The organism is Caldanaerobius fijiensis DSM 17918 (assembly GCF_900129075.1).
GTDB lineage: Bacteria > Bacillota > Thermoanaerobacteria > Thermoanaerobacterales > Caldanaerobiaceae > Caldanaerobius > Caldanaerobius fijiensis.
The window spans coordinates 35,699-61,057 of record NZ_FQVH01000014.1; the positions used below are offsets into that span (position 1 = coordinate 35,699).

28 protein-coding genes and 1 pseudogene are annotated in these 25,359 nt (G+C 38.7%); 26 read left to right on the forward strand and 3 right to left on the reverse strand.

The genetic code is table 11. The features are described from left to right. Nucleotides 1–12 precede the first annotated feature (12 nt). From gmk to BUB87_RS14365, 16 genes are read left to right on the forward strand one after another with little or no spacing between them, the layout of a single operon-like run. On the forward strand, nucleotides 13–624 hold the full coding sequence (gene gmk, locus BUB87_RS07225) for a guanylate kinase (protein ID WP_073343424.1): 612 nt from the start codon (nucleotides 13–15) through the stop codon (nucleotides 622–624). Next, on the forward strand, nucleotides 621–827 hold the full coding sequence (rpoZ, locus tag BUB87_RS07230) for a DNA-directed RNA polymerase subunit omega (protein WP_073343427.1): 207 nt from the start codon (nucleotides 621–623) through the stop codon (nucleotides 825–827). Before gmk ends, rpoZ begins: the two co-directional genes overlap by 4 nt. 18 nt (nucleotides 828–845) lie before the next feature. Continuing rightward, nucleotides 846–2,042, forward strand: coding sequence for a bifunctional phosphopantothenoylcysteine decarboxylase/phosphopantothenate--cysteine ligase CoaBC (coaBC, locus tag BUB87_RS07235; RefSeq protein WP_407641829.1), 1,197 nt, complete (start codon nucleotides 846–848; stop codon nucleotides 2,040–2,042). 29 nt (nucleotides 2,043–2,071) lie between these two features. Further along, nucleotides 2,072–4,291 carry a primosomal protein N' gene (gene priA, locus BUB87_RS07240; protein ID WP_073343433.1) on the forward strand — a complete coding sequence of 740 codons (2,220 nt, stop codon included), beginning with the start codon at nucleotides 2,072–2,074 and terminating at the stop codon, nucleotides 4,289–4,291. Nucleotides 4,292–4,303: 12 nt separating this feature from the next. Next, nucleotides 4,304–4,789 (forward strand): peptide deformylase, encoded by a 486-nt coding sequence (gene def / locus BUB87_RS07245; RefSeq protein ID WP_073343435.1) that lies wholly within the window; start codon nucleotides 4,304–4,306, stop codon nucleotides 4,787–4,789. Continuing rightward, a complete protein-coding gene (gene fmt, locus BUB87_RS07250) occupies nucleotides 4,786–5,727 on the forward strand; it encodes a methionyl-tRNA formyltransferase (protein ID WP_073343438.1) in 942 nt (313 codons plus the stop codon). Before def ends, fmt begins: the two co-directional genes overlap by 4 nt. After that, on the forward strand, nucleotides 5,717–6,469 hold the full coding sequence (locus tag BUB87_RS07255) for a DUF116 domain-containing protein (RefSeq protein WP_073343440.1): 753 nt from the start codon (nucleotides 5,717–5,719) through the stop codon (nucleotides 6,467–6,469). Before fmt ends, BUB87_RS07255 begins: the two co-directional genes overlap by 11 nt. 3 nt (nucleotides 6,470–6,472) lie before the next feature. Then, nucleotides 6,473–7,165 (forward strand): zinc metallopeptidase, encoded by a 693-nt coding sequence (locus tag BUB87_RS07260; RefSeq protein WP_073343442.1) that lies wholly within the window; start codon nucleotides 6,473–6,475, stop codon nucleotides 7,163–7,165. Continuing rightward, nucleotides 7,165–8,445: a 16S rRNA (cytosine(967)-C(5))-methyltransferase RsmB gene (rsmB, locus tag BUB87_RS07265; RefSeq protein WP_073343445.1), complete on the forward strand. Its 1,281-nt coding sequence runs from the start codon at nucleotides 7,165–7,167 to the stop codon at nucleotides 8,443–8,445. Before BUB87_RS07260 ends, rsmB begins: the two co-directional genes overlap by 1 nt. 18 nt (nucleotides 8,446–8,463) lie before the next feature. Next, the gene (gene rlmN / locus BUB87_RS07270; RefSeq protein ID WP_073343447.1) at nucleotides 8,464–9,495 is read left to right on the forward strand and encodes a dual-specificity RNA methyltransferase RlmN; all 1,032 of its coding nucleotides are present in this window, start codon (nucleotides 8,464–8,466) and stop codon (nucleotides 9,493–9,495) included. Nucleotides 9,496–9,504: 9 nt separating this feature from the next. Then, on the forward strand, nucleotides 9,505–10,242 hold the full coding sequence (locus BUB87_RS07275) for a Stp1/IreP family PP2C-type Ser/Thr phosphatase (RefSeq protein WP_073343450.1): 738 nt from the start codon (nucleotides 9,505–9,507) through the stop codon (nucleotides 10,240–10,242). 16 nt (nucleotides 10,243–10,258) lie between these two features. Further along, nucleotides 10,259–12,253: a Stk1 family PASTA domain-containing Ser/Thr kinase gene (pknB, locus tag BUB87_RS07280; protein ID WP_073343452.1), complete on the forward strand. Its 1,995-nt coding sequence runs from the start codon at nucleotides 10,259–10,261 to the stop codon at nucleotides 12,251–12,253. Then, a complete protein-coding gene (gene rsgA, locus BUB87_RS07285) occupies nucleotides 12,250–13,128 on the forward strand; it encodes a ribosome small subunit-dependent GTPase A (RefSeq protein ID WP_073343455.1) in 879 nt (292 codons plus the stop codon). Before pknB ends, rsgA begins: the two co-directional genes overlap by 4 nt. Next, nucleotides 13,128–13,784 (forward strand): ribulose-phosphate 3-epimerase, encoded by a 657-nt coding sequence (gene rpe, locus BUB87_RS07290; RefSeq protein WP_073343457.1) that lies wholly within the window; start codon nucleotides 13,128–13,130, stop codon nucleotides 13,782–13,784. The genes rsgA and rpe overlap by 1 nt, the downstream gene beginning before the upstream one ends. Next, the gene (locus BUB87_RS07295; protein WP_073343460.1) at nucleotides 13,781–14,407 is read left to right on the forward strand and encodes a thiamine diphosphokinase; all 627 of its coding nucleotides are present in this window, start codon (nucleotides 13,781–13,783) and stop codon (nucleotides 14,405–14,407) included. Before rpe ends, BUB87_RS07295 begins: the two co-directional genes overlap by 4 nt. Before the next feature lie 60 nt (nucleotides 14,408–14,467). Further along, nucleotides 14,468–14,623, forward strand: a complete 156-nt coding sequence (locus BUB87_RS14365; protein ID WP_159432377.1) for a hypothetical protein — start codon at nucleotides 14,468–14,470, stop codon at nucleotides 14,621–14,623. Nucleotides 14,624–14,746: 123 nt separating this feature from the next. On the opposite strand, the gene rpmB is transcribed toward BUB87_RS14365, so the two are convergent. Further along, on the reverse strand, nucleotides 14,747–14,938 hold the full coding sequence (gene rpmB / locus BUB87_RS07300) for a 50S ribosomal protein L28 (RefSeq protein ID WP_073343462.1): 192 nt from the start codon (nucleotides 14,936–14,938) through the stop codon (nucleotides 14,747–14,749). A 72-nt stretch (nucleotides 14,939–15,010) separates the two neighbouring features. Between rpmB and recG the strand changes: the two genes are divergently transcribed. The 4 genes from recG to coaD all read left to right on the forward strand — a co-directional run bounded on the left by recG (nucleotide 15,011) and on the right by coaD (nucleotide 18,646). Beyond that, nucleotides 15,011–17,032 carry an ATP-dependent DNA helicase RecG gene (gene recG, locus BUB87_RS07305; protein ID WP_234945988.1) on the forward strand — a complete coding sequence of 674 codons (2,022 nt, stop codon included), beginning with the start codon at nucleotides 15,011–15,013 and terminating at the stop codon, nucleotides 17,030–17,032. Nucleotides 17,033–17,112: 80 nt separating this feature from the next. Continuing rightward, nucleotides 17,113–17,343 (forward strand): alpha/beta-type small acid-soluble spore protein, encoded by a 231-nt coding sequence (locus BUB87_RS07310; protein ID WP_073343467.1) that lies wholly within the window; start codon nucleotides 17,113–17,115, stop codon nucleotides 17,341–17,343. A gap of 269 nt (nucleotides 17,344–17,612) precedes the next feature. Beyond that, a complete protein-coding gene (gene rsmD / locus BUB87_RS07315) occupies nucleotides 17,613–18,164 on the forward strand; it encodes a 16S rRNA (guanine(966)-N(2))-methyltransferase RsmD (RefSeq protein ID WP_073343470.1) in 552 nt (183 codons plus the stop codon). A gap of 5 nt (nucleotides 18,165–18,169) precedes the next feature. Further along, nucleotides 18,170–18,646, forward strand: coding sequence for a pantetheine-phosphate adenylyltransferase (coaD, locus tag BUB87_RS07320; RefSeq protein ID WP_073343472.1), 477 nt, complete (start codon nucleotides 18,170–18,172; stop codon nucleotides 18,644–18,646). A 4-nt stretch (nucleotides 18,647–18,650) separates the two neighbouring features. On the opposite strand, the gene ylbJ is transcribed toward coaD, so the two are convergent. After that, on the reverse strand, nucleotides 18,651–19,811 hold the full coding sequence (ylbJ, locus tag BUB87_RS07325; protein WP_073343476.1) for a sporulation integral membrane protein YlbJ: 1,161 nt from the start codon (nucleotides 19,809–19,811) through the stop codon (nucleotides 18,651–18,653). Nucleotides 19,812–19,903: 92 nt separating this feature from the next. Next, on the reverse strand, nucleotides 19,904–21,127 hold the full coding sequence (locus tag BUB87_RS07330; protein WP_073343479.1) for a nucleotidyltransferase: 1,224 nt from the start codon (nucleotides 21,125–21,127) through the stop codon (nucleotides 19,904–19,906). A 170-nt stretch (nucleotides 21,128–21,297) separates the two neighbouring features. On the opposite strand from BUB87_RS07330, the gene pta reads away from it, so the two are divergent. From pta to BUB87_RS07360, 6 genes and pseudogenes are all read left to right on the forward strand, one after another. Then, entirely contained in the window at nucleotides 21,298–22,290 is a 993-nt protein-coding gene (pta, locus tag BUB87_RS07335) for a phosphate acetyltransferase (protein WP_073343481.1), read from the forward strand. A 25-nt stretch (nucleotides 22,291–22,315) separates the two neighbouring features. Next, complete coding sequence (locus tag BUB87_RS07340; RefSeq protein WP_073343484.1) at nucleotides 22,316–23,509, forward strand: acetate/propionate family kinase; 1,194 nt, start codon at nucleotides 22,316–22,318, stop codon at nucleotides 23,507–23,509. Between the two features lie 61 nt (nucleotides 23,510–23,570). Then, the gene (locus BUB87_RS07345) at nucleotides 23,571–24,053 is read left to right on the forward strand and encodes a YceD family protein (protein WP_073343486.1); all 483 of its coding nucleotides are present in this window, start codon (nucleotides 23,571–23,573) and stop codon (nucleotides 24,051–24,053) included. Nucleotides 24,054–24,064: 11 nt separating this feature from the next. Next, nucleotides 24,065–24,247 carry a 50S ribosomal protein L32 gene (gene rpmF, locus BUB87_RS07350; protein ID WP_073343489.1) on the forward strand — a complete coding sequence of 61 codons (183 nt, stop codon included), beginning with the start codon at nucleotides 24,065–24,067 and terminating at the stop codon, nucleotides 24,245–24,247. A 126-nt stretch (nucleotides 24,248–24,373) separates the two neighbouring features. Further along, entirely contained in the window at nucleotides 24,374–24,946 is a 573-nt protein-coding gene (gene fapR, locus BUB87_RS07355; RefSeq protein ID WP_073343491.1) for a transcription factor FapR, read from the forward strand. A gap of 5 nt (nucleotides 24,947–24,951) precedes the next feature. Then, nucleotides 24,952–25,359: pseudogene (locus BUB87_RS07360) on the forward strand (phosphate acyltransferase PlsX); the annotation flags it as partial.

Consider the following 25,359-nt stretch of genomic DNA (forward strand, 5'->3'; position numbering starts at 1 on the left):
GGTGTAAAGTTAATGGAATGTGGATTGTTAATTGTTCTATCCGGTCCTTCTGGTGCAGGGAAAGGCACGATTTGCAAAGAACTATGTGAGAGAAATAAACAGTATAGATTAAGTATATCGGTGACCACCAGGAAGCCCAGAAAAGGCGAAGTCGATGGGAAAAATTATTTTTTTAAGGATTTAGAACAATTTCAAAAGATGGTGGAGGAAAACCAGCTGTTAGAATGGGCAAAGGTATATGATAATTATTATGGTACGCCCAGGGAATATGTGGAGAAGTCTCTGAAAGAAGGGTATGATGTTATCCTTGAGATAGATATTCAGGGCGCTTTGAAGGTTAAAGAAAAATTCCCTGAGGGTGTTTTTATTTTTATACTCCCCCCGTCTATGGAGGAATTAAAAAAGAGAATAATAAATCGCGGAACTGAGACGGAAGAAGAGATAATGAAAAGGTTTAAGTCGGCATATGATGAGTTAAATTATATTTCGAAATATAATTATGTCGTTGTAAACGACGATGTTGAGGAAGCAATAAAGAAAATTGAGTCAATAATAATAGCAGAAAAGTGCAGAGTGGATAGAAACAAAGAATATTACCTAAATATAAGGGAGGGGTTAGTATGATATATCCACCTATAAAAGATCTTCTGAAAAAATCTGAAGATAAATATACTCTGGCGGTTATGGTCGCCAAGAGGGCGAGACAGCTGGTAGCAGGTGATAAGAAACTTGTAGATGTAGACTCGGACAATCCTGTAGTTGTGGCTATAAATGAGATAAATGGTGGCAAAATTACCTTTGAACGCACCAAAGTGGGCATTAAATAAATTTTTGTAAGGATGATGATTATGCTAAAAGATAAAAAGGTTGTATTGGGGGTTACGGGTGGTATAGCAGCGTATAAGGCTGCAGAACTAGCGAGGTTTCTCATTAGAGAAGGTGCTTCAGTCAAAGTGATCATGACTGAGTCTGCCACCCGTTTTATAACTCCTTTGACCTTTCAGACTCTTACGAATAATCCAGTGGCTGTAGATATGTTTGAGGAGCCGGTGGCTTGGGAGATCGAACATATATCCCTGGCTAAATGGGCGGATGTATTTTTAATCGCGCCGGCTACGGCTAATATTATAGGGAAAATAGCTTCGGGCATAGCTGATGATATACTTACGACTACTGTGATGGCTACAAAGGCTCCTGTAGTCATTGCGCCGGCTATGAACGTCAATATGTATAATAATCCCATTACTCAGAGAAATATTGATTTGTTGCGGCAATATGGGTATTATTTTGTGCAGCCAGAGTCAGGGGAGCTGGCTTGCGGAGATATTGGTCAGGGCAGACTGGCAGATATAAGTAGCATTGTAGATTTTGTGAAATCTTTATTTGTAAAAAAGGACCTGGTGGGTAGAAAGATTTTGGTGACGGCAGGGCCTACCAGAGAACCTATAGATCCTGTGAGGTATATTTCAAATTATTCCTCCGGCAAAATGGGCTATGCGCTGGCAAAGGCGGCGAGAGATAGAGGTGCAGAGGTTATCCTGATTTCGGGACCTACATCAATAGATCCACCTATAGGGGTTATGTTTGAGCGAGTATCTACGGCTGAACAGATGAGAGATAAGGTATTGCAATATTTTGACGAGGTAGATGCTGTGATAATGTCTGCAGCGGTAGCTGATTACAGACCTATGAACTACAGTAATGTAAAGATAAAAAAAGACGATAGCGAAATGACAATTCGACTGAGTAAAAATCCGGATATATTAAAGGAATTAGGCGATAAAAAAGGTAGACAGGTGCTTATAGGATTTGCTGCGGAGACAGATAACATCGTGATGAATGCCAGTAAAAAAATAAAGGAAAAAAATCTTGATATGATCGTTATCAATGATGTGACTCAGCCAGGGGCTGGTTTTGAAGTGGATACGAATATAGTAAAGATAATAACAAAAGACGGTGATATTAAGGATTTTCCGTTAATGAATAAATATGATCTGTCCCATGCTATATTGGATTTGGCGGCGAATCTAATGGTCAGGTAACTGGCCATTTTTGCTTAGGGGGAAATGCTTTGAGGTATGCGGAGGTTATAATAGATATCAATTCATCCAATGTGGATAAGATATACGATTACGCAGTACCCGACGATATTGATGTAAAGCCAGGAATCAGAGTTGTAGTAGACTTCAATAAAAGACTTGTTGAAGGCTTTATCGTAGGTGTAAAGGAAAAAAGTGATGTTGATAGTTCTAGGATTAAAAGCATTATGAGAATTATTGATTCAAAACCTGTGTTAACTGAAAAACAACTGGTGCTGGCTTACTGGATGAAAGAAAGATATCTTTGTCATCTGGTTGAAGCTTTAAGGTGTATTATGCCCGTCGATGTCAAAAAATCTATGGAAATGGCCCATATGGTAGTAGAATTGAAAGTGTCTATTGCAGAAATAGAACAATTTATATTCTCAAATAAGAAGAATACGAGACAGATCGCTGTTCTTAAAGAGCTTTTGAATAGAGGTGACAATCCTGTAAAAGCTTCTGAGTTAATAAAGGCAACAGGCAGTGATTATGGGGTTTTAAAGCGTTTAAAAGAAAAAGGTCTTATCGATGTGTACTATATAGATACAGAAAAAAATCCATATAGCTCTTGTAATTACGGCAGAACGGAAAGATTAGAGTTAACAGCTGAACAGCGTAAGGCGTTGGACGAGATCAAAAAGGGAATGGACGCATCTAAGGGCAAATACCTAATACATGGTGTGACGGGAAGCGGGAAGACGGAGATATTCCTCCAGGCTATAGAATATAATATAAAAAAAGGAAAAGATGCCATAGTGCTGGTTCCAGAGATATCATTAACACCTCAGACTATAGAGCGCTTTAAGGGTAGATTTGGTGATAATGTAGCCGTTTTACATAGCAGACTTTCTGATGGAGAACGCATTGATCAATGGAAAAGGATAATGGATGGGAAAGTGAAAGTGGTGGTAGGAGTCAGGAGTGCCGTGTTCGCGCCGTTTAAAAATCTGGGTCTTGTGATTGTGGATGAAGAGCATGAGAGCACGTATAAGCAATCGGACATGAGACCCAAATACGATGCCAGGGAGGTAGCTGAAAGAAGATGCGAATTGGAAGGTGCTGTGCTTGTACTGGCGTCGGCTACGCCTTCGATTTTGAACTATTATAGGGCTGTTGAAGGCCATCTTAATCTTCTGCGCCTAAAGAAAAGGGTTAACAATAAAAAACTGCCTTATGTGCATATAGTGGATATGAGGCAGGAATTGATGTCCGGGAATAGATCGATTTTTAGCAAAGAACTATACGATGAGATGAAAAATACCCTGGCGAGAAAAGAACAGCTGATCTTATTTTTGAACAGAAGGGGTTTTTACACCTTTGTATCCTGTAGGTTGTGTGGCTATGTTATGAAATGCCCTCATTGTAATATATCTTTGACGTTCCATGCCGATGGAACATTGCAGTGCCATTATTGTGGGTATAGCATTTATATGCCGAAATCATGTCCTGCTTGCGGCCAAAACAGTATAAGATATTTTGGTATGGGGACAGAAAGGGTTGAAAAAGAAGTTAAAGCTCTATTTCCGGACGCCAGAATTCTCAGGATGGATGTGGATACTACCAGAAAAAAAGGTTCTTTTGAGAAAATTTACACGGCATTTAAAAACAGGGAAGCAGATATCCTTATAGGAACTCAGATGATATCAAAAGGATTGGATTTTCCCGGAGTTTCTCTTGTTGGAATTATAACGGCAGATACAGCCTTGAATTTCCCGGAGTATAATGCCTCGGAACGTACTTTTCAGCTTATAACTCAGGTAGCTGGTAGGGCGGGAAGGGGTAATAGACAAGGGAAGGTTATCATACAAACGTATTATCCCGATCATTATGCTATTTTATGTGCGAAAAACCATGACTACGAGGGATTTTACAGGAGGGAAATCACATTTCGGGAAAAATCTGACTATCCACCTTTTTCGGAACTTGCTGTTTTTACACTATCAGGATTTGATGATAAAATTGTAAAGGAGAAATCCATGTTGCTGTATGATATAATAGAAACATATAATGAACCTGATATCCAGGTCTTCAAACCGATGCCAGCTATGCTCCACAAGTTGAGGGATAAATATAGGTGGAATATCGTATTGAAAAGCAAAAACGGCGATATATTAAGGTATACTATAAATCGCAGTTATGATAAAATAAAATCGATGTTAGACAAAGACGTTTTGATATCATATGATATAAATTATATTACGTTGATATAGGAGGAGAAGGATTTGGCGATAAGAAATATTAGAATATACGATGATGAGATTTTGAGGAAGAAGGCCAAAAAGGTGGATCAATTTGATGACAGATTAAAGCAACTTTTGGATGATATGGCAGAAACTATGTATCAGGCTAATGGAGTCGGGTTGGCTGCACCTCAAGTGGGTATATTGAAAAGAGCGGTAGTAATAGATATCGGAGAGGGGATCGTGGAACTTATCAACCCGGTGATTGTAGAACAGGAAGGGGAACAGGTAGACGTAGAAGGGTGCTTGAGTATTCCCAATGTCCTTGGCGAGGTGAAGAGACCTAAGAAGGTAAAGGTTGAAGCCCAGGACAGGGCGGGCAATAGGATAGAATTGACCGGTGAAGATTTGATGGCGAGGGCTATTTGCCATGAACTTGATCATCTTGAAGGAGTGCTGTTTATAGATAAGGTGATAAGATTTGTGGATAAAGATGAGAAGAGTAAAAGAGAAGTGAAAAGGCCATGAAGACGGTTTTTATGGGAACACCTGATTTTGCAGTACCGTGCCTTAGAGTTGTAGCAGAGAATACCGATTTGGCTCTGGTAGTTACTCAACCTGACAGACCTCAAGGGAGAGGTCATAAGCTCAAGCCGCCTGCTGTTAAAGAAGAAGCTCAGAAATATGGCTTGAAAGTAATACAACCTGAAAAACTTAAAGATAACTATGAATTTTTAAGCATGTTAAAGGATATAAAGCCTGATTTGATTGTAGTAGTGGCGTATGGTAAAATATTACGTAAGGAAGTATTGGATATCCCTGTATATGGTTGTGTCAATGTTCATGCGTCGTTGCTTCCGAAATATAGAGGTGCTGCTCCTATAAATTGGGCTATAATAAACGGCGAAAAGAACACGGGCATAACCACCATGCTTATGGACACAGGATTGGACACGGGAGATATTCTCCTACAGGAATCTCTGGACATTGAAGATGAGGATACTGCCGGCACGCTACATGATAAGTTAAAGGTGCTTGGGGCAAAGGTGCTGTACGATACATTACAGATGATCGAATCGGGCAAAATTAACAGGATTCCGCAGGATAACAGTGAGAGTACCTATGCACCTATGCTGGACAAAAATACAGGTCTAATCGACTGGAATAAAAGTGCCAAGGATATAGTGAATTTGATAAGAGGTACAAATCCATGGCCGGGTGCATTTACCTATTATGAGGGTCGAGTGTTGAAGATATGGAAGGCCCAGGTGGTAGAGTCTCATAAGGCAGGTCTAGCGGGAGAAGTAATAATGTCCGACGAAAAGAAGGGTCTTGTGGTATGTTGCGGGGAAGGATGCATAAGCATACAGGAACTTCAGGAACCGAATTCAAAGAAGATGTCTTACATGGAATACTTAAGAGGTCATCGTATAGAGGAAGGAAAATTGTTGGGTGATGTTAGCTAAGAAAAGAATTTTATTGGGTATTGCGCTGGGGATTGCTCTTGTTTTAGGTGCGGCGGGAATTGCTTTAATATATCTTTTGCTCAGAGGTAATATTTATATTTATAAGGCGGCTATGGCAATAGCGGTTATATTGCTTTTTGCGGTGATGCTTACTCTTTTTATATCCCTCTCAATTTTAATATTCGCGCTTATTAGTAAAAAGCCAAGTTCGTTTATTAGAAATTTTGCAAGTAAGCTGCTTAGCACGGTATTTTCAGTTGTCATGCCTGTGTGCAGATTTCTAAAATTAGATATAGAGAGAGTTCAGGCATCCTATGCAGAAATAAATAATACAATTATAAGGTCTAATAGAATTTATGTTCAGCCAAAGGATATACTTATATTAGCACCCCACTGCTTACAGTGGTCGGGTTGTAATAGGAGGATAACCGTTGATGTAAAAAATTGCGCTCGCTGCGGAAAGTGTGCGGTAGCGGGTTTGCTGGATATTTCTGAAAAATACGGTGTAAAACTGACTATAGCTACAGGGGGAACTCTTGCCAGAAAAAAGGTTCAGGAATACAGACCCATGGCTATAGTGGCTATAGCGTGCGAGAGGGATTTATCCAGTGGAATACAGGATGTCAATGTAATACCTGTGTTGGGGATATTGAATGAAAGGCCTTATGGTCCATGTTTCAATACCACTGTCAATTTAAGCAGTGTTGAAGAGGCAGTTAAATTCTTTTTAAAGGAGGAGTGAATTATGCCTTTTTTCTATGGTATTGATTATACCTATGTGGTATATGTACTTCCAGCCATTATTTTTGCACTTTATGCACAGGCGAAAGTTCAGAGCACTTTTGCTAGATATCTTGAAGTACCTAACAGCTATGGCTTTACGGGAGCTGCGGTTGCAAGGAGCTTATTGGATAGAAACGGTCTTTACGATGTAGAGATTCAGATGATCCCTGGTAGTCTGACAGACCATTATGACCCCAGAAGTAAGGTGTTGAGGTTATCTGAAGCCGTCTACGGCAGTAGTTCAATAGCAGCTATAGGAGTTGCCGCTCATGAAACCGGTCATGCCCTTCAGCATGCGCAGGGTTATGCGCCTCTGGCTGTAAGAAATGCACTGGTGCCTATAGCAAATTTGGGTTCTAATTTGACGTGGATTTTTGTGATAGCAGGTATTATATTTGGATTGCCTTCACTTATAAATATCGGGATATTGTTTTTTATCGGCGCTGTATTATTTCAGATTGTGACATTGCCAGTAGAATTTAATGCCAGCAATAGGGCTCTTGCCATGCTAAGTGGTGAGGGGTTTATCACAAAAAGTGAATTAAAACCGGTTAGAGCCGTTTTAAGTGCAGCAGCGATGACTTATGTGGCTGCTACAATTGTGGCTATTGCACAGCTGTTGAGGCTTTTGGCTATTAGGAACAGGGAAGAATGATGAAGGCAAGAGAATTAGCTTTTAAGGTTTTAATGGATGTAGAAGAAAATAAATCCTATGCAGATATGGCGTTAAAAAAATATCTTGATAAATTCCGTTTAGATTCAAGGGATAGGGCGCTAGTGACAGAGCTGGTTTATGGGGTTATTGAGCGCAAGAATACTCTGGATTATGTAATAGTTTCACTGGCTAAAAAGGGAACGAAACCTGATCTGCGTGTTTTAAATCTGTTGAGGATGGGAATATATCAGATAATGTATCTTGATAAAATTCCTCCTCGGGCGGCCTGTGATGAGGCAGTAGAGCTGACAAAAAAATATTGCGGCATAGGTCCGTCTAAATTCGTCAATGGGATTATAAGGACGTATTTGAGAAATGGGGTAAAATTTCCTGATGAAAATCTTCAACCCGTTGAATATCTATCTTTAAAGTATTCATATCCGGAGTGGATGGTAGAGAGATTTTTAAAAGATTATGACTACGATTTTGTAAAAAGCTTTTTAGAAGCCAGCAATCAAAAGCCTGACGTATCTATAAGGGTAAATACGTTAAAGACGGATGTAGACGGTCTTACGACAGCTCTGGAAGGACAAGGTATTGAGGTTAAAAAAGGTAAATATGCCAGAGAGGCTCTTTATGTATATGGGATTAGAGGGATAGATAAACTTGATTTATACAAAAATGGCCTCTTTCAGGTGCAGGGTGAGAGTTCTATGATGGTATCCCATCTTTTAAACCCTGAGCCAGGTGAGTTTATTGTAGACGTATGCAGTGCGCCTGGTGGGAAGGCTACTCATATAGCTCAACTTATGGAAAATAAAGGTATAATACTGGCTAGAGACCTATATGAGCATAAACTTGCATTGATCCAGAAAAATTGTGAGAGATTGGGCATAAAGATCATAAAGACACAGTTATATGATGCTCGGGAATTGGACCAGCATATGGTAAATAAGGCTGATAGGGTTTTGGTTGACGCACCCTGCACAGGATATGGGGTTATACGAAAAAAACCTGATATAAAATGGAGCAGAAAGCCTGAAGATGAGAAAGAGCTCGTCAGTATACAACATCAGATCTTAAATAATGCAGCAAAGTATGTAAAAAGTGGTGGTCTAGTAGTATATAGCACATGTACCATTACTTATGAAGAAAACATGGGACAGGTAGAGAGGTTTTTGCATGAAAACAAAGATTTTGAACTGGAATCAACTACATCATTTTACCCTCATATCCATGGTCTTGATGGTTTCTTCATATCCTGCCTAAGGCGAAAATAAATATGGAGGATTATTATTATGATAGACCTTTACGATCTTAATGAGAAAGAGTTAGAAAAATTTTTTGAGAAGATCGGTGAACCTGCTTACAGGGCCAGACAATTGATTAATTGGCTTTATAAGGGCATAAATGATATTTCAGAGATTACAGTATTTTCTAATGATTTGAAAAATAGAATAAAGGAAAAAGCCTATATAGGAAGATTGTCTATTGTAAAGAAGCAGTTATCAAAAGATAGGAATACTATAAAGTACCTGTTGAAATTGAAAGATAAAAATGTAATAGAAACCGTAGTCATAAAGTACAGGTTTGGTTATACCCAATGTGTTTCGACGCAGGTTGGATGCAGGATGGGCTGCGCTTTTTGTGCTTCTACTATAAACGGCATGGAGCGGAATCTTTCGTCGGGTGAAATGATAGAACAAATATTGGCAGCTCAGAGGGACTTGGGGCATAAAATATCGAGGGTTGTTCTCATGGGTAGCGGCGAGCCTTTTGATAACTATGACGAAGTTTTGAAGTTCGTCAGGTGTATAAATAGCGATAATGGTCTAAATATAGGGCAAAGGCATATTACTATTTCAACTTGCGGTATTGTGCCAGGTATTATGAAATTGGCTGATGAAGGGCTGCAGGTTAATTTAGCCGTGTCACTTCACGCTCCTGATGATGAAATTAGATCTCAGATAATGCCTATTAACAAAAAATACGGTATTGCAGACATATTGCAGGCATGTAAATATTATACGTTGAGAACGAATAGAAGGGTAACATTTGAATACGCTCTTATACGAGGTTTTAATGATTCAATACATCATGCTGTGGAATTGGCAAGGCTATTGAGGGATATGTTATGCCATGTTAACTTGATCCCGGTAAATGAGGTAAATAATCAGTTTGTGAGACCTAGTGAGGAGAGAATACAGGAATTTGCCAAAACTCTTCAGAACAGAGGTATCAGTACTACTGTGAGGAGAGAGCTTGGCAGCGATATAGACGCTGCCTGTGGACAACTCAGGAGAAGCTATATGAACAGTATAGGTAAGTGAGGTGATAGGATGAAGGCAGTGGGAAAAACTGATGTAGGAAATGCAAGAGAAAATAACGAGGACGGATATTATATTAAGAATGACGATGAATTCAAGTTGTTTATCGTGGCGGATGGAATGGGTGGACACAATGCCGGAGAAGTGGCCAGCAGTCTTGCGATTAAATCGGTAGTAGATTACTTTGAAAAAAACTATAAACAGCTGGTTAAGGATGATTACGAGATAATCAGATTTATAAAAGAGGCTATAGTTGAAGGGAATTCAGAAGTATTTAAAAAGGCTACCTTAAATAAAAGTATGAGCGGCATGGGTACAACCCTCACCTTGTTATTGATCGAAAACGGCAAGTATTTTATAGGTCACATAGGTGATAGCAGAGCATATCTCATCAGGGACAAAAAAATTAAACAGATATCCAACGACCACTCGTTAGTGGCAGAATTGATACGGCAGGGTAGTATAACAGAAAATGAGGCCAGAGTGCATCCCCAGAGAAATATAATAACGAGAGCCTTGGGTACTTGTAATGATATTGAGATAGATATAGTCATTGATGAAATAAGCCCTGGCGATATTATATTGCTTTGTACAGATGGGTTGACTAATATGTTAACGGATCAGGAAATACTGGATATCGTTAATGACAATGAACCCGACAGAGCTTGTGATGAGTTAATAAAAGCGGCCAATGATAAGGGCGGTTATGACAATATAACTGTTGTAATAGCAAAAGTTGACAGCAATTAAAAGGGAGGTGAGTTGGGTGATAGGCAGATTGCTGGGAAATAGATATGAAGTGCTTGAAAAAATAGGAGAAGGCGGCATGGGTATTGTTTATAAAGCCAGGTGCAATTTACTTAATAGATATGTGGCGATAAAAGTTTTGCGTCCTGAATATGCTAACGACGAAAATTTTATTGAAAGGTTTAAAAGGGAATCACAGGCTGCGGCCAGTTTATCCCACCCCAATATTGTAAATATATACGATGTGGGATGTGATGATGGGATATATTATATCGTAATGGAATATGTCCACGGGAAAACACTAAAAAAGGTTATTAAAGAGAACAATGGACCGCTACCTGTAGATTATGCCGTTGACATTGCGAGACAAGTAGCCTCTGCGCTGGATCATGCCCACAAGAGAGGTATTGTACACAGGGACGTAAAGCCTCAAAATATTCTTATTACAGATGATGGTCGGGCAAAGGTTACAGATTTTGGAATAGCAAGAGCTGGAGGTAATACAACTTTAACATATACTGGAAATATTATAGGGACTGCCCAATACTTTTCTCCTGAACAGGCTAAAGGTGGATATATAGATGCAAAATCAGATGTCTATTCTCTAGGTATCGTGTTATACGAGATGGTTACAGGAAGGTTGCCTTTTGATGGTGAAAGCCCTATATCTGTTGCCCTTAAACATATTCAGGAAGAAATTATTCAGCCCAGAAAATTAAATCCGTCCATACCTCCCGCTTTGAATATGATAATAATGAAAGCCACCCAGAAAGACCAAAACGCCAGATATCAAAGCGCAGAAGAACTTTTAACAGATTTAGGTCGCTTTTTAAAAGATCCCTATGGCGATTTTGTAAAGATCAACGATAGTTCTTTTGACGATCCAACAAGGGTTATGAAGATAGATGACGATATGCTCAAAAAGGTTCAAAGGCGAAGCAGTGATGCTAAAAATGAAAATAATGGTAAGGGTAAGAGTTTATTAAGAAAAGTTTTTATTAGCATTGCTATAACGGCCCTTATGTTGATTGCGCTTGGAGCGGTATCAGCTGCAGGAGTATATTATTTAAATAATTCAATGAGGGTAAAAGAGATAACCGTTCCCTCTCTTATAGGTTTAAATGCTGAGGATGCTAGATCTTTGCTACAAAAGAAACATTTAAAAGCGAAAGAGGTTAAAATGTATAATGACCAGTATTCTCCTGGTGTGGTATTTAAGCAGGACCCAGAGCATGGGACCAGCGTCAAAGAAAATTATGTTGTTACATTATACGTAAGTAAAGGGGTTCAAAAGGTTGCGATACCTGATGTGACGGGTATTGATTATAGGGATGCCCAGATAAGATTAGACAATGCAGGTCTAAATAGCAGTATTAAATACGTCTATGATGATAGGCCTAAAAATATTGTTATATCCCAGTATCCTTCACCTGATGCAGGAACGGTAAAAAAAGGCACGACAATTGTTTTGACGGTCAGCAAAGGCCCTAATAAAGTGACTGTGCCATCATTGGTGGGTCTAAAATTAGATGAAGCCAAGACTTTGCTACAAAACAGCCAGCTGAAACTGGGTAACGTCAAATATCAAGAGGATACCGGCCCTGAAGATGTGGTACTTACTCAATCTGTTGATGCAAATCAATCGGTTGATATAGGAACTTCTATTGATCTTGTTGTAAGCAAAAAACCTGCACAGCCGCAACAACCAACAGGTCAGCAACAAACGCAAGGGCAGGGCCAACAGAATAATCAGCAAGCGCCATCTAATCAAGGACAACAGAGTAATCCACAACTGATTACAAAGAATATTATTGTAAATTTGCCTAAATCGGACAAACCTATGAGTGTAGAGCTGGTCATGGTGCAGAATAATCAGTCTACAGTAGTGTATAACGGTATAAATAACTATGCGGATAGTCCTTTGAGCATACCCGTTTCGGCTAGTGGTAAGGTGATTTTACAGCTTTACATCGATGGAAAATTACAGGATTCACGAGAGGTAGATTTCCGTTGAAGGGTATTATTGTAAAAGGCGTAGGAGGCTTATATTACGTAAAAGCCGGTAATGAAGTTTATGAATGCAAAGCTAGAGGGCGTTTCAGAAAAGATGATATAAAGCCAATGGTGGGCGATCGCGTAGAAATTGATATAAATGGCAAGGGGGAAGGCTTTATAAAGGAAATACTCCCCAGGTCTAACTGTATGATAAGGCCTGCTGTAGCCAATGTTGATCAGATTATTGTGGTATTTTCGGTGACCAACCCGGATCCTAATTTACTGTATATAGATAAGCTTTTGCTTATGTGTGCAGTTAATAATATTGAGGCTGTAATTTGCATCAACAAAGTGGATCTAGATGAAAATGATCTTTGCCATTATTATGGTGATATTTACGCAAAAGCAGGATATAAAGTGTTATTTACTTCGACGAAAAATGGGAAAGGAATAGATGAGCTGGAAAATGTCATGAAGGACAAGACTTCTGCTCTGGCTGGACCTTCAGGGGTTGGCAAGTCTTCTTTACTCAATGCAATTCAGCCCGATTTAAATTTAAAGACAGGGGACGTAAGCGTGAAAGCCAACAGGGGAAAGCACACTACAAGACATGTAGAGTTGCTTCAATTAAAATCAGGGGGTTATGTATTGGATACGCCTGGATTTGGAGCAATAGATTTAGACTTTTTAACCAGGAAAGATGTGGTAAAGAATTATCCTGAATTTAAAGCCTATGAAGGCAAATGCCGTTTTGCAGATTGTCTGCATATTTTGGAGCCTGGTTGTGTTGTGAAAGAAGCCCTAAAGGAAGGCAAAATAGGGAGTGAAAGGTATAATAATTATTTACGTATCCAGGAGGAAGTGGGAATGGCAGAAGAAAGGAGATATGATTGATGGTTTTACTGTCATCGTCTATATTGGCGGCTGATTTTGCAAATCTACTTGACGATATTTTAAACGCTGAAAGAGCTGGCGTAGATATGCTGCATATAGATATAATGGATGGTCATTTTGTCCCCAATTTGAGCTTTGGTATTCCTGTGATAGAATCTATTGTCGGTAAGAGTGCTTTGCCATTTGACGTTCATCTCATGGTAGACAATCCTGATGAGTACATTAATGATCTAGTGAGATTGGGTGTAAAAAACATTACGGTCCATGCAGAATCCTGCATTCATCTGGATAGGATGATAAATAGGATTAAAGAGAGCGGCGTAAGAGCGTCCATTGCATTAAATCCGTCTACACCTTTAACGGTTTTGGACTATGTCGTAGAACTATGCGATATGGTGCTCGTTATGACGGTTAATCCAGGTTTTGGTGGGCAGAAACTTATACCATATACCTTGGATAAGGTAGCTGATTTAAGGGCTTTAAGAGAGAATAAAGGCTTAAACTTTTTGATTCAGGTAGATGGAGGCATTGATACTCAAAATGTTCAAAAGGTCATAGAGGCAGGAGCTGACGTGATTGTGGCGGGTACATGCATTTTTAAAAGCGATGATATGGCTAGAACGGTAGAATTATTAAAAGGCAGGGGTGCAGTTTGAAAGGTCTTGTAATAACCCATGGGGTGATAAATGATATTGAGTTTTATAAAGATATAAAATACGATATATGTGTTTGCGCTGATGGGGGTATAGAATACGCACACAAACTAAATATACGCCCCGATATAATAGTAGGTGATTTTGATTCATGTGACAGAGAATTGCTGAATATATATATTGATAAAGGAGTTAAAGTGGAAAAATATCCTGCGGAAAAGGACTTTACGGATACCCAGCTGGCTGTAAATATGGCTGTGGAAATGGGCTGTGATGAAATTGTGATAATCGGCGGGATAGGGTATAGAATGGATCATACTATTGCAAATATCCACATGCTTGCTGAATTAAGCCGCAGGAATATAAAAGGGCGGATAATAGATGAACACAATGTGATTTTTATTATAAAGGGAGAAGAAACAATAGAAGGAAAGCCAGGCGATATAATATCACTCATTCCTTTTGGAGGAAATGCCAGGGGACTTAAAAGCGAGGGCCTGTACTATCAATTGCCTGATTTCATGGATATCTATATGCCATGTGGTATTAGCAATGTTTTTACAGAAGACAAAGCGTGGATTAAAGTAGGAGAAGGTATGCTGCTGGCGATAATGGCAAGGGATTAGTAACAGATAGGATTTTGCAGAATAAAATATATTACAAAAAGAATTTGGGAGCTGATTTCTATGAAATTAGGCAAAAAAAACCCAAATAAATGGATTGGAGCAGCTGTTATATTTATAGGGGTTTTAATAATCTTACTAAATGTTCCATCCTGGCTTTGGTTTTTAATGATGGGAATTGTAATTTTGGGTGTTGGTCTAGAGCTGTATCAGCGTTAGATCAAAGGTGGTGAGAGCTTTGAGATTCTTTTATATGAGATGCCCTATGACTAAAATTTTCAAAAAGGTGATGAGGATATTTAGAGCGAAAAAAAATAAATAAAAAGCGACTGCTGTCGCTTTTTATATGGCCCTCTGAACCTTACCAGAGCGTATACAACTGGTACATACGTTAAGTCTCCTGGGTGTACCATTGACGATCACCCGGATTTTTTTAATATTTGCCTCCCATCTCCTGTGGGTTTTTCTATGGGAGTGGCTGTATTTCATCCCTGTCATCGCCGTTTTCTTACATATATCACATACTCTTGCCATTTCTAACACCTCCTTAAAATTCAACATCCTTTATTTTAACACATAATAGATGAAAAAGACAAGGTGAGAGTTATGAAAGAATTACAGTATATTAAGGGAGTTGGGCCTAAAAGGGTAAAATTATTAAATAGATTAGATATATATTCCATAGAGGATCTCCTGTATTACTTTCCAAGAGATTATGAATTAAGGGAAGTTACACCTATTTTTAGGCTCATCGATGGTGAAAAACAGACCATCAAATGCAAGGTTATAGGTATTGCTCAGGAAATAAAACCGCGTAAAGGGCTTACGATTACAAAGATTCCTGTTTATGATGGCACAGGTTATGCCAGCCTTGTCTGGTTTAATCAGCCTTATAAAAAGGATGAATTTAAAATAGGCAGTGAATACATTTTAACGGGAAAGGTAAGTATAAGATTTGGAACAGTACAGATTCTTTCACCGGAGGTTCAAAAGAGTACAGGTATTGTGCCAATATATAGACTTACAGAAGATTTAAGCCCTGTAGTAATGCGAAATATTATCGCAAATGCCCTCAATGAGATTGATGTGGTTGAAGAGTTTTTTCCCGATTCATTTAGAGAAAAGTATGGTTTGATGGAGATCCACGAGGGATTAAGGCAGATGCATTTTCCAGACAGTGAAGAATTACTTGAGAAAGCAAGGTATAGATTTGCTTTTGAAGAGCTCTTCTTTTTACAATTAGGCATGATGTTAAAAAAAATGGAAAACAGAATACAAAAAGGTATAAAATTTAGCAGAAAACCTGAAATTGAGAGTTTTATCAAAAAGTTGCCTTTTGCCATGACGGATGCTCAAAAAAGGGTGTGGCGCCAGGTGGAGGAAGACATGGCCAGTGATAGAATTATGAATAGGTTGGTTTTAGGTGACGTAGGCTCGGGGAAAACTTTAATAGCTGTTCTTGCTTCATTGATGTCCTCTTATAATGGTTATCAAACCGCATTTATGGTTCCTACAGAGGTATTGGCAGAACAACATTACAGGAATATATGCTCTATGTTAGACGGTTGTGATGTAAAAGTGGCTCTTTTGACGGGCAGCTTAACGGCCAGACAAAAAAATGATATTTTGCTCAGTATAGAAAATGGTGAAACAGATATTGTGATAGGCACTCATGCTATAATACAGGATGGCGTCAAATTTAATAATTTGGGGCTTGTAATAACAGATGAACAGCATCGTTTTGGTGTGAAACAGAGGGCAATGCTTTCACAGAAAGGTCAGAATCCAGATATGCTTATAATGACAGCCACACCTATACCGAGGACACTAGCACTGGTTTTATATGGGGATCTGGATGTGAGTATTATAGACGAGATGCCACCGGGTCGCAAAAAGGTATTGACATATGCCGTAAGCGATGATATGAGCGATAAGGTATATGATTTTATACACAAAATAGTAAAAACAGGTAGACAGGCCTATGTTATATGTCCTTTAATTAATGATTCAGACGTTATAGAAGCAAAATCCGCCGTTGAACATTTTGAGTATTTGAAAAATAGATATTTTAAAGATTGCAGGTTGGGTTTGCTCCATGGCAAGGTATCGCCGTTAGATAAGGAAATGATTATGAGGGATTTTGCAAATGGGAATATAGACATACTGGTTTCAACGACGGTTATAGAAGTGGGCATAGATGTGCCTAATGCCAGTGCCATAGTGATAGAAAATGCCGAAAGATTTGGATTGGCTCAATTGCATCAGCTAAGAGGAAGGGTTGGACGTGGAAAACACCAGTCGTATTGTTTTTTGATATCAAATATGGCATCAGAGAATATAAGAAAAAGGATGGATATAATGGTCAAATCACAGAACGGCTTTGAAATTGCAGAAAAGGATATGCTATTGAGAGGTCCAGGGGAATTTCTCGGGGTGAGACAACATGGTATGCCTGAATTTAAGGTTACTGACCTTTCCAGGGATTTTGAATGTTTAAAGAAGGCCAGAGAAGCAGTAGAGGATCTTTTAAAAGTTGATCCTTCCATGAATTCACCTGAAAATCGTTTAATAAAAAATACATTAAAAAAGAAATTTGCAAAAGCATTTGATGACGTTATATTAAATTAGAAATACAGATATATATTTCCTGAGTATATATCAAGTTATATGGTTATATTAATAATGCAAGCACAAAGGAGGTGAGATAAATGGCACAAGGATCAGCAACTAAAAATCCTTTAGTAGTAAGTCAGGCTAAGGCTGCTATGAACAAGTGGAAATACGAAGTTGCTAACGAGCTGGGCATTCAACCTCCTGCTGATGGCTACTGGGGCAATTTGACATCTAGAGATTGTGGTGCTGTTGGAGGACACATGGTAAGAAAAATGATTGAAATGGCTGAAGCCAGCATAGCTAATGCTAATCAGACAAATCGCTAAACTGATAAATTGAGCTGATAGATTAAACTGATAAAAAGGAATGATTCTCTTCTAGAGCATCATTCCTTTTTAAATTTTTAGGGGAAAAATTAAAAATCCAGGTGCTGACACCTGGATTTTTGGGAGAGGAGAAATTGAAGGAAGAATTTTGGGGGAATTTTGCTTCCCAATTATATTTTTGACATTTTATGCTCTTTTATACACATATAAAATAAAAATTTTGCTAAAAAACATGATAGTTGATAAAATAAATGTGAGGTGTTAATATTATGAGAGTCATATCAGGCACAGCAAAGGGCGTTAGATTGTATTGCCCGGAAGGACTTGATGTGAGGCCAACCGCAGATAGGATTAAAGAATCTATTTTTAATATCTTACAATTATATATACCTGGGGCAGTTGTGCTTGATTTATTTTCAGGTAGCGGGGCATTGGGGATTGAATCATTGAGCCGTGGTGCTGAAAAAGCGGTATTTGTGGACCAAAGTAAACAGAGTGTACAGTTTATAAAGAAAAATCTCATGGCGGCAAAATTAGTTGATAGGGCGACGGTTCTCTGCATGCCTGTCAAAAAAGCTCTGGAGAAATTGGATTCTCAATTTGATTTAATATTTATGGATCCACCGTATTTGAAGGGGTTAATAACTCCAACTCTTGAGGATATAGGCTTGAAAAATTTGTTAAAAGAAGAAGGCATCATTGTCGTGGAACATGATAGTAAAGATTTTTTGCCTGATACAATTACTTTTTTTGTAAGATACAGGCAAAAGCAATATGGAAGGACAACTGTGAGTTTTTATAAAAGATTTGAGGAGAGGTGAAAATAGTGAAGATTGCTGTTTATCCTGGTAGTTTTGATCCTGTCACCAACGGCCATATCGATATTATAAATAGAAGTGCAAAAATATTTGATAAACTCATTGTGGGAGTATTAAAAAATCCAAATAAAACGCCTATGTTTTCTATTGAAGAGCGCATAGATATGCTGAAAAGAGTTACGAAGGATATATCCAATGTGGAGGTATTGGGTTTTTCAGGTCTTTTAGTAAATTTTATGAAGGAAAATAATGCTAGTGTGATTATTAAGGGTTTGAGAATGATCTCGGATTTTGAGTACGAATTTCAAATGGCGCTTATGAACAAAAAGCTAGATGACAATATTGAGACACTTTTTATGATGACCAGCAGCCAATATGCTTATTTAAGTTCAAGCCTTATTAAAGAAGTGGCCCAATTTGGCGGTTGTCTGAAAGGCCTGGTTCCCGATGAGTTGATACCTATCATAATCAAAAGAGCAAAATGACCTTTTATCTTATAGTGTGGTGGACTATATGTTTAATCATGTGGTATGAGATGCCTAAAAATAAAAATAGTAGAATTATAAAAATAAAATTGATTGACGAGGCTTCGAATTTTTTTAGCCATGAATTGTTATTGGTATAAAACACTGAAATATCAGGGTTTATATATGCCAAAAGGATGTACGAATAACCGAAAGCAAAAACGGCGTGCAGTATTTTTGATAGTAGAAATGGGAAATAGGATATGTCGGTTTTTGAAATTAAACTCAATATCTGGGCGTGAGCAGAAAGCCCTCCCCATGCGATTAAGGTAGCGGCTAATGCGACTTTATACATTTCATCCGCCTGAGATATGCTTATATTATATGCACCTACGGTGATCTCTACTATTCCGCTTAAAAAGGCAGGCATAATCCCCGTGACCTTTGATATGGCATATATAAAACCGGTGATGTTCAAAAGATGTATCAATACAGAAAAAAAGACTATAAATCCTCCTATCATGAGTATGGTATTTACTGAGCTTACTATGCTATCAGAGAGAAGTTCACCAAAAGGCCTTCCGTCTTTTTTTCTGTTTTCAATCATTTCTTTTAAGGCTTTTTTTAGATTTATTTTAATTTGGGTATGTTTTTCTCTTTTATTTTTATAAAACCTGAATATAATTCCTACGGTTAGGGCTCCGAGATAATTGGATATGATGATCACATAGCCCAGGAGAGGGCTTTTAAACATGCCCACTCCTACCGCTCCTATCATAAAAAGGGGACCTGAGTTGTTACAAAAGGCCATCAACCTTTCTGCTTCAGCTCTGGTACACAGCTTTTCTTCTCGCATTCTTGAAATAATTTTTGCGCCCATCGGATAGCCAGATGTAAAGCCCATTGCTATGGCAAAAGAACCGGCACCGGGAACGTTGAACACAGGGCGCATGATAGGTTCAAGAAGAACTCCTATAAAATTTACGACACCTAACCCGAGGAGGAGTTCAGAACCTACAAAAAAAGGTAGAAGTGAAGGAAGTACGGTGTTTAACCATAGTTTTACACCTGCTGATGCAGCACCCAGGGTTTCTTTGGGAAAAACAATAAGCAATACGATAGTTGCTGTGACCAAGAATATTAATATGGTGGTTAATACATTTTCATATTTGTCTTTGTATCCCATTTTTATCCTCCCCATGCTATTGCTGTAGTATAAATATATACAGAAAGAGCTGGATTATGAATTAGAATATACACTAAAATTAGAGAAGGGGATCAGACAACAATAGGTGACGTCATCTGGTCGCGTCCCGCTTTTCTTTCTAGTGGATTTTTAAAGCCGAGGACGTATAAATCAGTAGCCCTTGCTTCGATCTCCAGCATGGATTTTATCAACGCAGGGTATTTAGCTGTATTCCTTACGTTGGTGATTATAGGCAACTGAGATCGTTCTTTTATAAGTTTTAAAAGATTTCTGCCCTTTTCATTAAATCCTAAAACCCTTATGTATTGAGGCCCTCCATTGGCGTTAAATATCTTTAAATCCTGTTCTTTGATGCCTATCATGGTATGTATCAATATCCTTTTTATTCTAGTCATTGTGTATCTTTTAGTTTTTACATGGCTTATAAGTTCGTTTAGATTTCCTGCTTCTCTGGAATACTTTATCAGCCTGTTTTCTAGCCCTTCGCTGACATCTTGGATTTCCATAAGTTCTCTTTTATTTACTTTTCTTAAAGTATAAAATATAGGCATTTCAAAGTCTTCTATAAATACAGGACCTTTTCCTTTATTAAATTCTTTTATTAGTTCCTCATAGCATATATCTGGCATAGTGCCATTGATTTTATGCATATTGCTGGCTTTTAATATATTCCTTATAGCCGTGGCGCTAGGTATATTATCTCTTATTACTACATCGTGGTATCCTGAAGAAATTCTTTTGATAGTGTACGGCTTTATCTTGCTATTTAATCTCATTAAGTTTTTGATGTACTCTATAGCCAGGATGTTATTTGGCGTTGCCAGGATATTTGAGGAGGCTTTCAGGTGCTCCGCAATTGCTATTTGCCTTGCTTCAGGGAAAGAACGACCTTGTTTAAGGTACTTTTTTATGCTGCTTTTAAATGAATTGGGCTCATATGCCAGGATTTCTGCGATTTTTGTCAGAGCCTTTATGTCCCCTGATTCGCTGCCAAAGCATATGCTGTCAACGATATTAGTGCTATCTAAGAGCTTTATTGCGCCATAAGCAAAGATTTCAGCGCTTTGAACGGCATATACAAAAGGCAATTCGATTACCAAATCTACGCCACAAGATAGAGCCATTTTTGCTCTCGCCCATTTATCTACAAGAGCGGGTTCTCCCCTTTGTATGTAATTTCCACTCATGACAGCGATTACATGGGTAGCATCAGTAACTTCTTTGGATTTGTTTAAATGATATAAATGGCCATTGTGAAAGGGATTGTATTCAACGATTATTCCCATTACATGCATAGATATCACTCCCAGAATGTTTTTGCATATATTTTATCTCATTATTTTTTAAATAGCAAAAATGAATTGCAAAAAATATAGTAAAAGCGTTTTGAAAAAATTTTTATAATGTGATAAAATAAATTCGATATTCTGTATACATTATGTTGGTGGTGAAAGGGGCCAATAAAATGGATGTTATTGGCAATATTATTGAGAAAGCCAAGAGCAACATTAAAAAAATCGTTCTGGCAGAAGGTTCAGAGGCCAGAAATTTGAAGGCTGCTGAGATTGCTTTAAAAGAAAGGATTGCTGACATCGTATTATTAGGGAACGAAGCGGAAATAAAAGCTGCTGCGAAAGGATTAAATATATCGGGGGCAGAGATAATTGATCCTGCTAATTCCCCCAAGAGTGAGGAGTATGCCCAGGCATTTTATGAGCTTAGAAAACACAAAGGCATGACTATTGAAAAAGCCAGGGAAATCGTAAAAGATCCAATGTATTATGGTTGTATGATGGTAAAAGAAGACGATGCTGATGGATTAGTGTCAGGTGCTATACACGCTACAGCTGATCTGTTAAGGCCGGCATTTCAAATCATAAAGACAGCACCGGGTGTATCTGTTGTGTCCAGCTCCTTTATAATGATTGTTCCTAATTGTAATCTGGGAGCTGATGGTGTCTTGCTGTACTCTGATTGCGGTGTTATACCTAATCCTACAGCCGAGGAATTGGCATCTATTGCTATAGCTGCAGCACGTACTATGAAGACCCTTGTAGGAGTAGAACCGATTGTGGCAATGCTCTCTTTTTCTACAAAGGGAAGTGCTGAACACGAATTGGTTGATAAGGTTAGAAAAGCAACAGAATTGGCTAAAAAAATAGCTCCGGATCTACAAATTGACGGTGAATTACAGGCTGATGCAGCACTGGTGCCGGAGGTTGCAGAGTTAAAAGCTCCAGGGAGCAAGGTTGCGGGACATGCCAATGTGCTCATATTCCCGGATTTACAGGCTGGCAATATAGGGTACAAGCTTACTCAAAGGTTGGCTAAAGCTGAAGCCATAGGCCCGCTTTTGCAAGGTTTGGCGAAGCCTGTAAATGATTTATCAAGGGGTTGCAGCCCTGAGGATATAGTAGCTGAAATTGCTATAACTTCTGTTGAAGCACAGGGTAATTAATTACTATTAAGAAAGGTGATATGCTATGAAGATACTTGTGATAAATAGTGGAAGCAGTTCAGTTAAATACCAGCTGATAGATATGACAGATGAATCTGTTATGGCTAACGGTCAAGTTCAGAGGATAGGGCTTGATTCACAGATATTGAGGCATGCTCGCTATGATCAGAAATATCCTGATAGGCCATGTGTTGCCCATGACCACGCTGAAGCATTAAAAGTAGTTATGGATGTTCTGACAGATAAAGAATTGGGTGTAATTGATAATCTTTCAGAGATTTCAGCAATAGGACATAGAGTTGTGCATGGAGGCGAAAAGTTTGCCTGCTCAGTGCTGATTGATGAAGAGGTTATGAAAGCCATTAAGGAGAGTTCAGATCTGGCGCCGCTTCATAATCCGCCAAATATTTTGGGAATAGAAGTGTGCCAGAAGTTGATGCCTGGTACTCCTAATGTAGCGGTTTTTGACACGGCCTTTCATCAAACGATGCCTGAAGAGGCATTTATATATCCATTGCCATATGAGTATTATGAAAAGTATAGAATAAGGAGATACGGGTTTCACGGCACCTCCCATAAATATGCTGCCCAAACCACCGCGGAGGCGATGAAAAGACCTCTTGAAGAGTTGAAGATTGTAACAATACACCTTGGAAATGGTTCTAGTATGGCTGCTGTTAGATACGGTAAATCTATTGATACCACTATGGGCTTTACCCCGTTAGAGGGTATTCCTATGGGTACAAGGTGCGGAAGCATAGATCCTGCGATCGTTCAGTTTTTGATGGAAAAAGAAGGTATGAGCATAGACGAAGTGATGGACGTTTTAAATAAAAAATCGGGTTTGGCGGGCGTATCTGGTGTCGGTGCTGATACTAGAGATTTGGTGGACAGTATGAACAAAGGAAATAAGCGAGCCAGGCTGTCTCTTGATATTTTGAGTTATCAGGTGGCTAAATATGTAGGTGCTTATGCCGTAGCTATGGATGGATTGGATGCTATTGCCTTTACAGGTGGTATAGGTACATATGAAGTATGCGTGAGGGAAAATATCTTGAACAGATTGGGAGTTCTTGGCGTAAAGCTTGATAGTGAAAAGAATCAGATCGTAAACAAGATTGTTGAGATAACCAGAGAAGATTCTAGAGTTAAGGCATATGTAATACCAACCAATGAAGAACTGATGATTGCACGAGAGACCAGGGATCTGTTAAAGTAATTTGCTTGACATGAGCCGGTTCCACCTGTATAATAGATGTGGTAATCACGAGGTGGTCATTATGAAGTTAGATATAAACAAATTGTTTGCGGCCGCCGACCGCACGGTTATGCTAGATTATGATGAAGGTGTTGGTCTTGAAAGAGCGGATATCGTAAGTACAATAGGGCCGGCACATGCCTGCTTAAAGGTCTCCGGTACTGAGAATGGTATACTTATAGAAGGTTCTATTGAACAGAAATTGTTGGTGCAATGTTACAGATGCTTAAAGCCCTTTGAGTACGCTCTTAAAGCGGAGGTAGATGAGGATATATCTTTTTCTGATGACGACGATAATATTTTGTCAGGAGATAAGAAATATATTGACATGGGCGAAGTTTTGAGATCTAGCATATATCTTTCTTTACCTATGCGCTTTGAGTGTTCTGAAAACTGTGAAGGGTTGGATATAGAAAGAGAAATAGAGGACGAAGAAGACGAAAGTGATTGCCATGGTGTAGATCCTCGGTTTGCAGTTTTAAAGAGGTATTTTGAAAAGGATTAGGAGGTGCAAGTATGGCAGCAGTACCTAAAAGAAGAATATCCAAAAGCAGAAGGAACAAAAGGCGTACCCATTATAAGCTGGAAGTTCCTCAATTTGTTGAGTGCCCTCAGTGCCATGAACTGATGTTACCCCATAGGGTGTGCAAGAGTTGTGGCTATTATGATGGAAGAAATGTAATGGCAGAAGCAAAATAGTAATGTATTACATTACTATTTTGCTTTTTTTGTAAACCTGAATAAAACAACCTTGATTTTTTTTGAGATATCTTATATACTATTTAGTAGTAGGTCACAATAGTAGGTAATAAAAGAGGGTGTGCGATGAAGAGGGCTTTGACAAAGTCTAAAAGACAAGCAGAGATAAAAAAGATGATAGCAGAAAACCCGTTTTTGACAGATGAAAGCCTTGCAGAAGCACTGGGTGTAAGCATACAGACTATTCGCCTGGATCGCATGGAGATGGGAATTCCTGAACAAAAAGAGAGAATAAAAAGTGTTGCAGAAAATAAGCTTGATAGCATAAGATCTATTGCATTTAATGAAATCGTCGGCCAGTTGGTCAATTTTAAATTAGGCGAAGGTGGCACATCGATATTTCAACCTTCGGAATTTATGGCATTCAAAAAATCCGGAATAATAAAGGGACAATACATATATTCACAAGCTGAATCGCTGGCGATTTCTGTTATAGATGCGGATGTTGCCCTTATAGGCGTAGCAAATATAAAATATAAGCAACCCGTTTACAGTGGTGATACGTTGGTAGCCACAGCTGAGGTTATAAGGAAGAGAGGCAACAAGTATTTTGTTTGGGTTAAGATCAAGCGAAATGATGTGGAAGTATTTAGAGGGAAATTCATTTTGGTCTCTCTTGACGAGCAAAAGGAGAGGTGAAATTATTGAAAATTGCGGTAGATGCCATGGGTGGGGATAATGCACCTTACGAGATAGTAAAAGGTGCAGTGCTGGCAGCAAATGAGATGAACGAGCAAATCGTGTTGATAGGGAAAAGCGATGAGATAAACTCTATTCTCCAGCGTGAAAACGCCAAGCTGTCTAACATAGAAGTGGTTCATGCACCTGATGTGATAAAAGGAGAAGATAGCCCTGTAGCGGCCATCAGATCAAAGCGTGAATCATCGATGTATATTGGCCTTGAGATGTTGAGAGATAAGGAATGTGATGCTTTCGTCTCTGCGGGTAATACAGGTGCACTTATGGCCGGCGCCCTTATGGTCGTTGGCAGGATAAAGGGCATAAAAAGACCTGCTTTGGCCCCTATTATACCTACCAGAACGGGTAATATG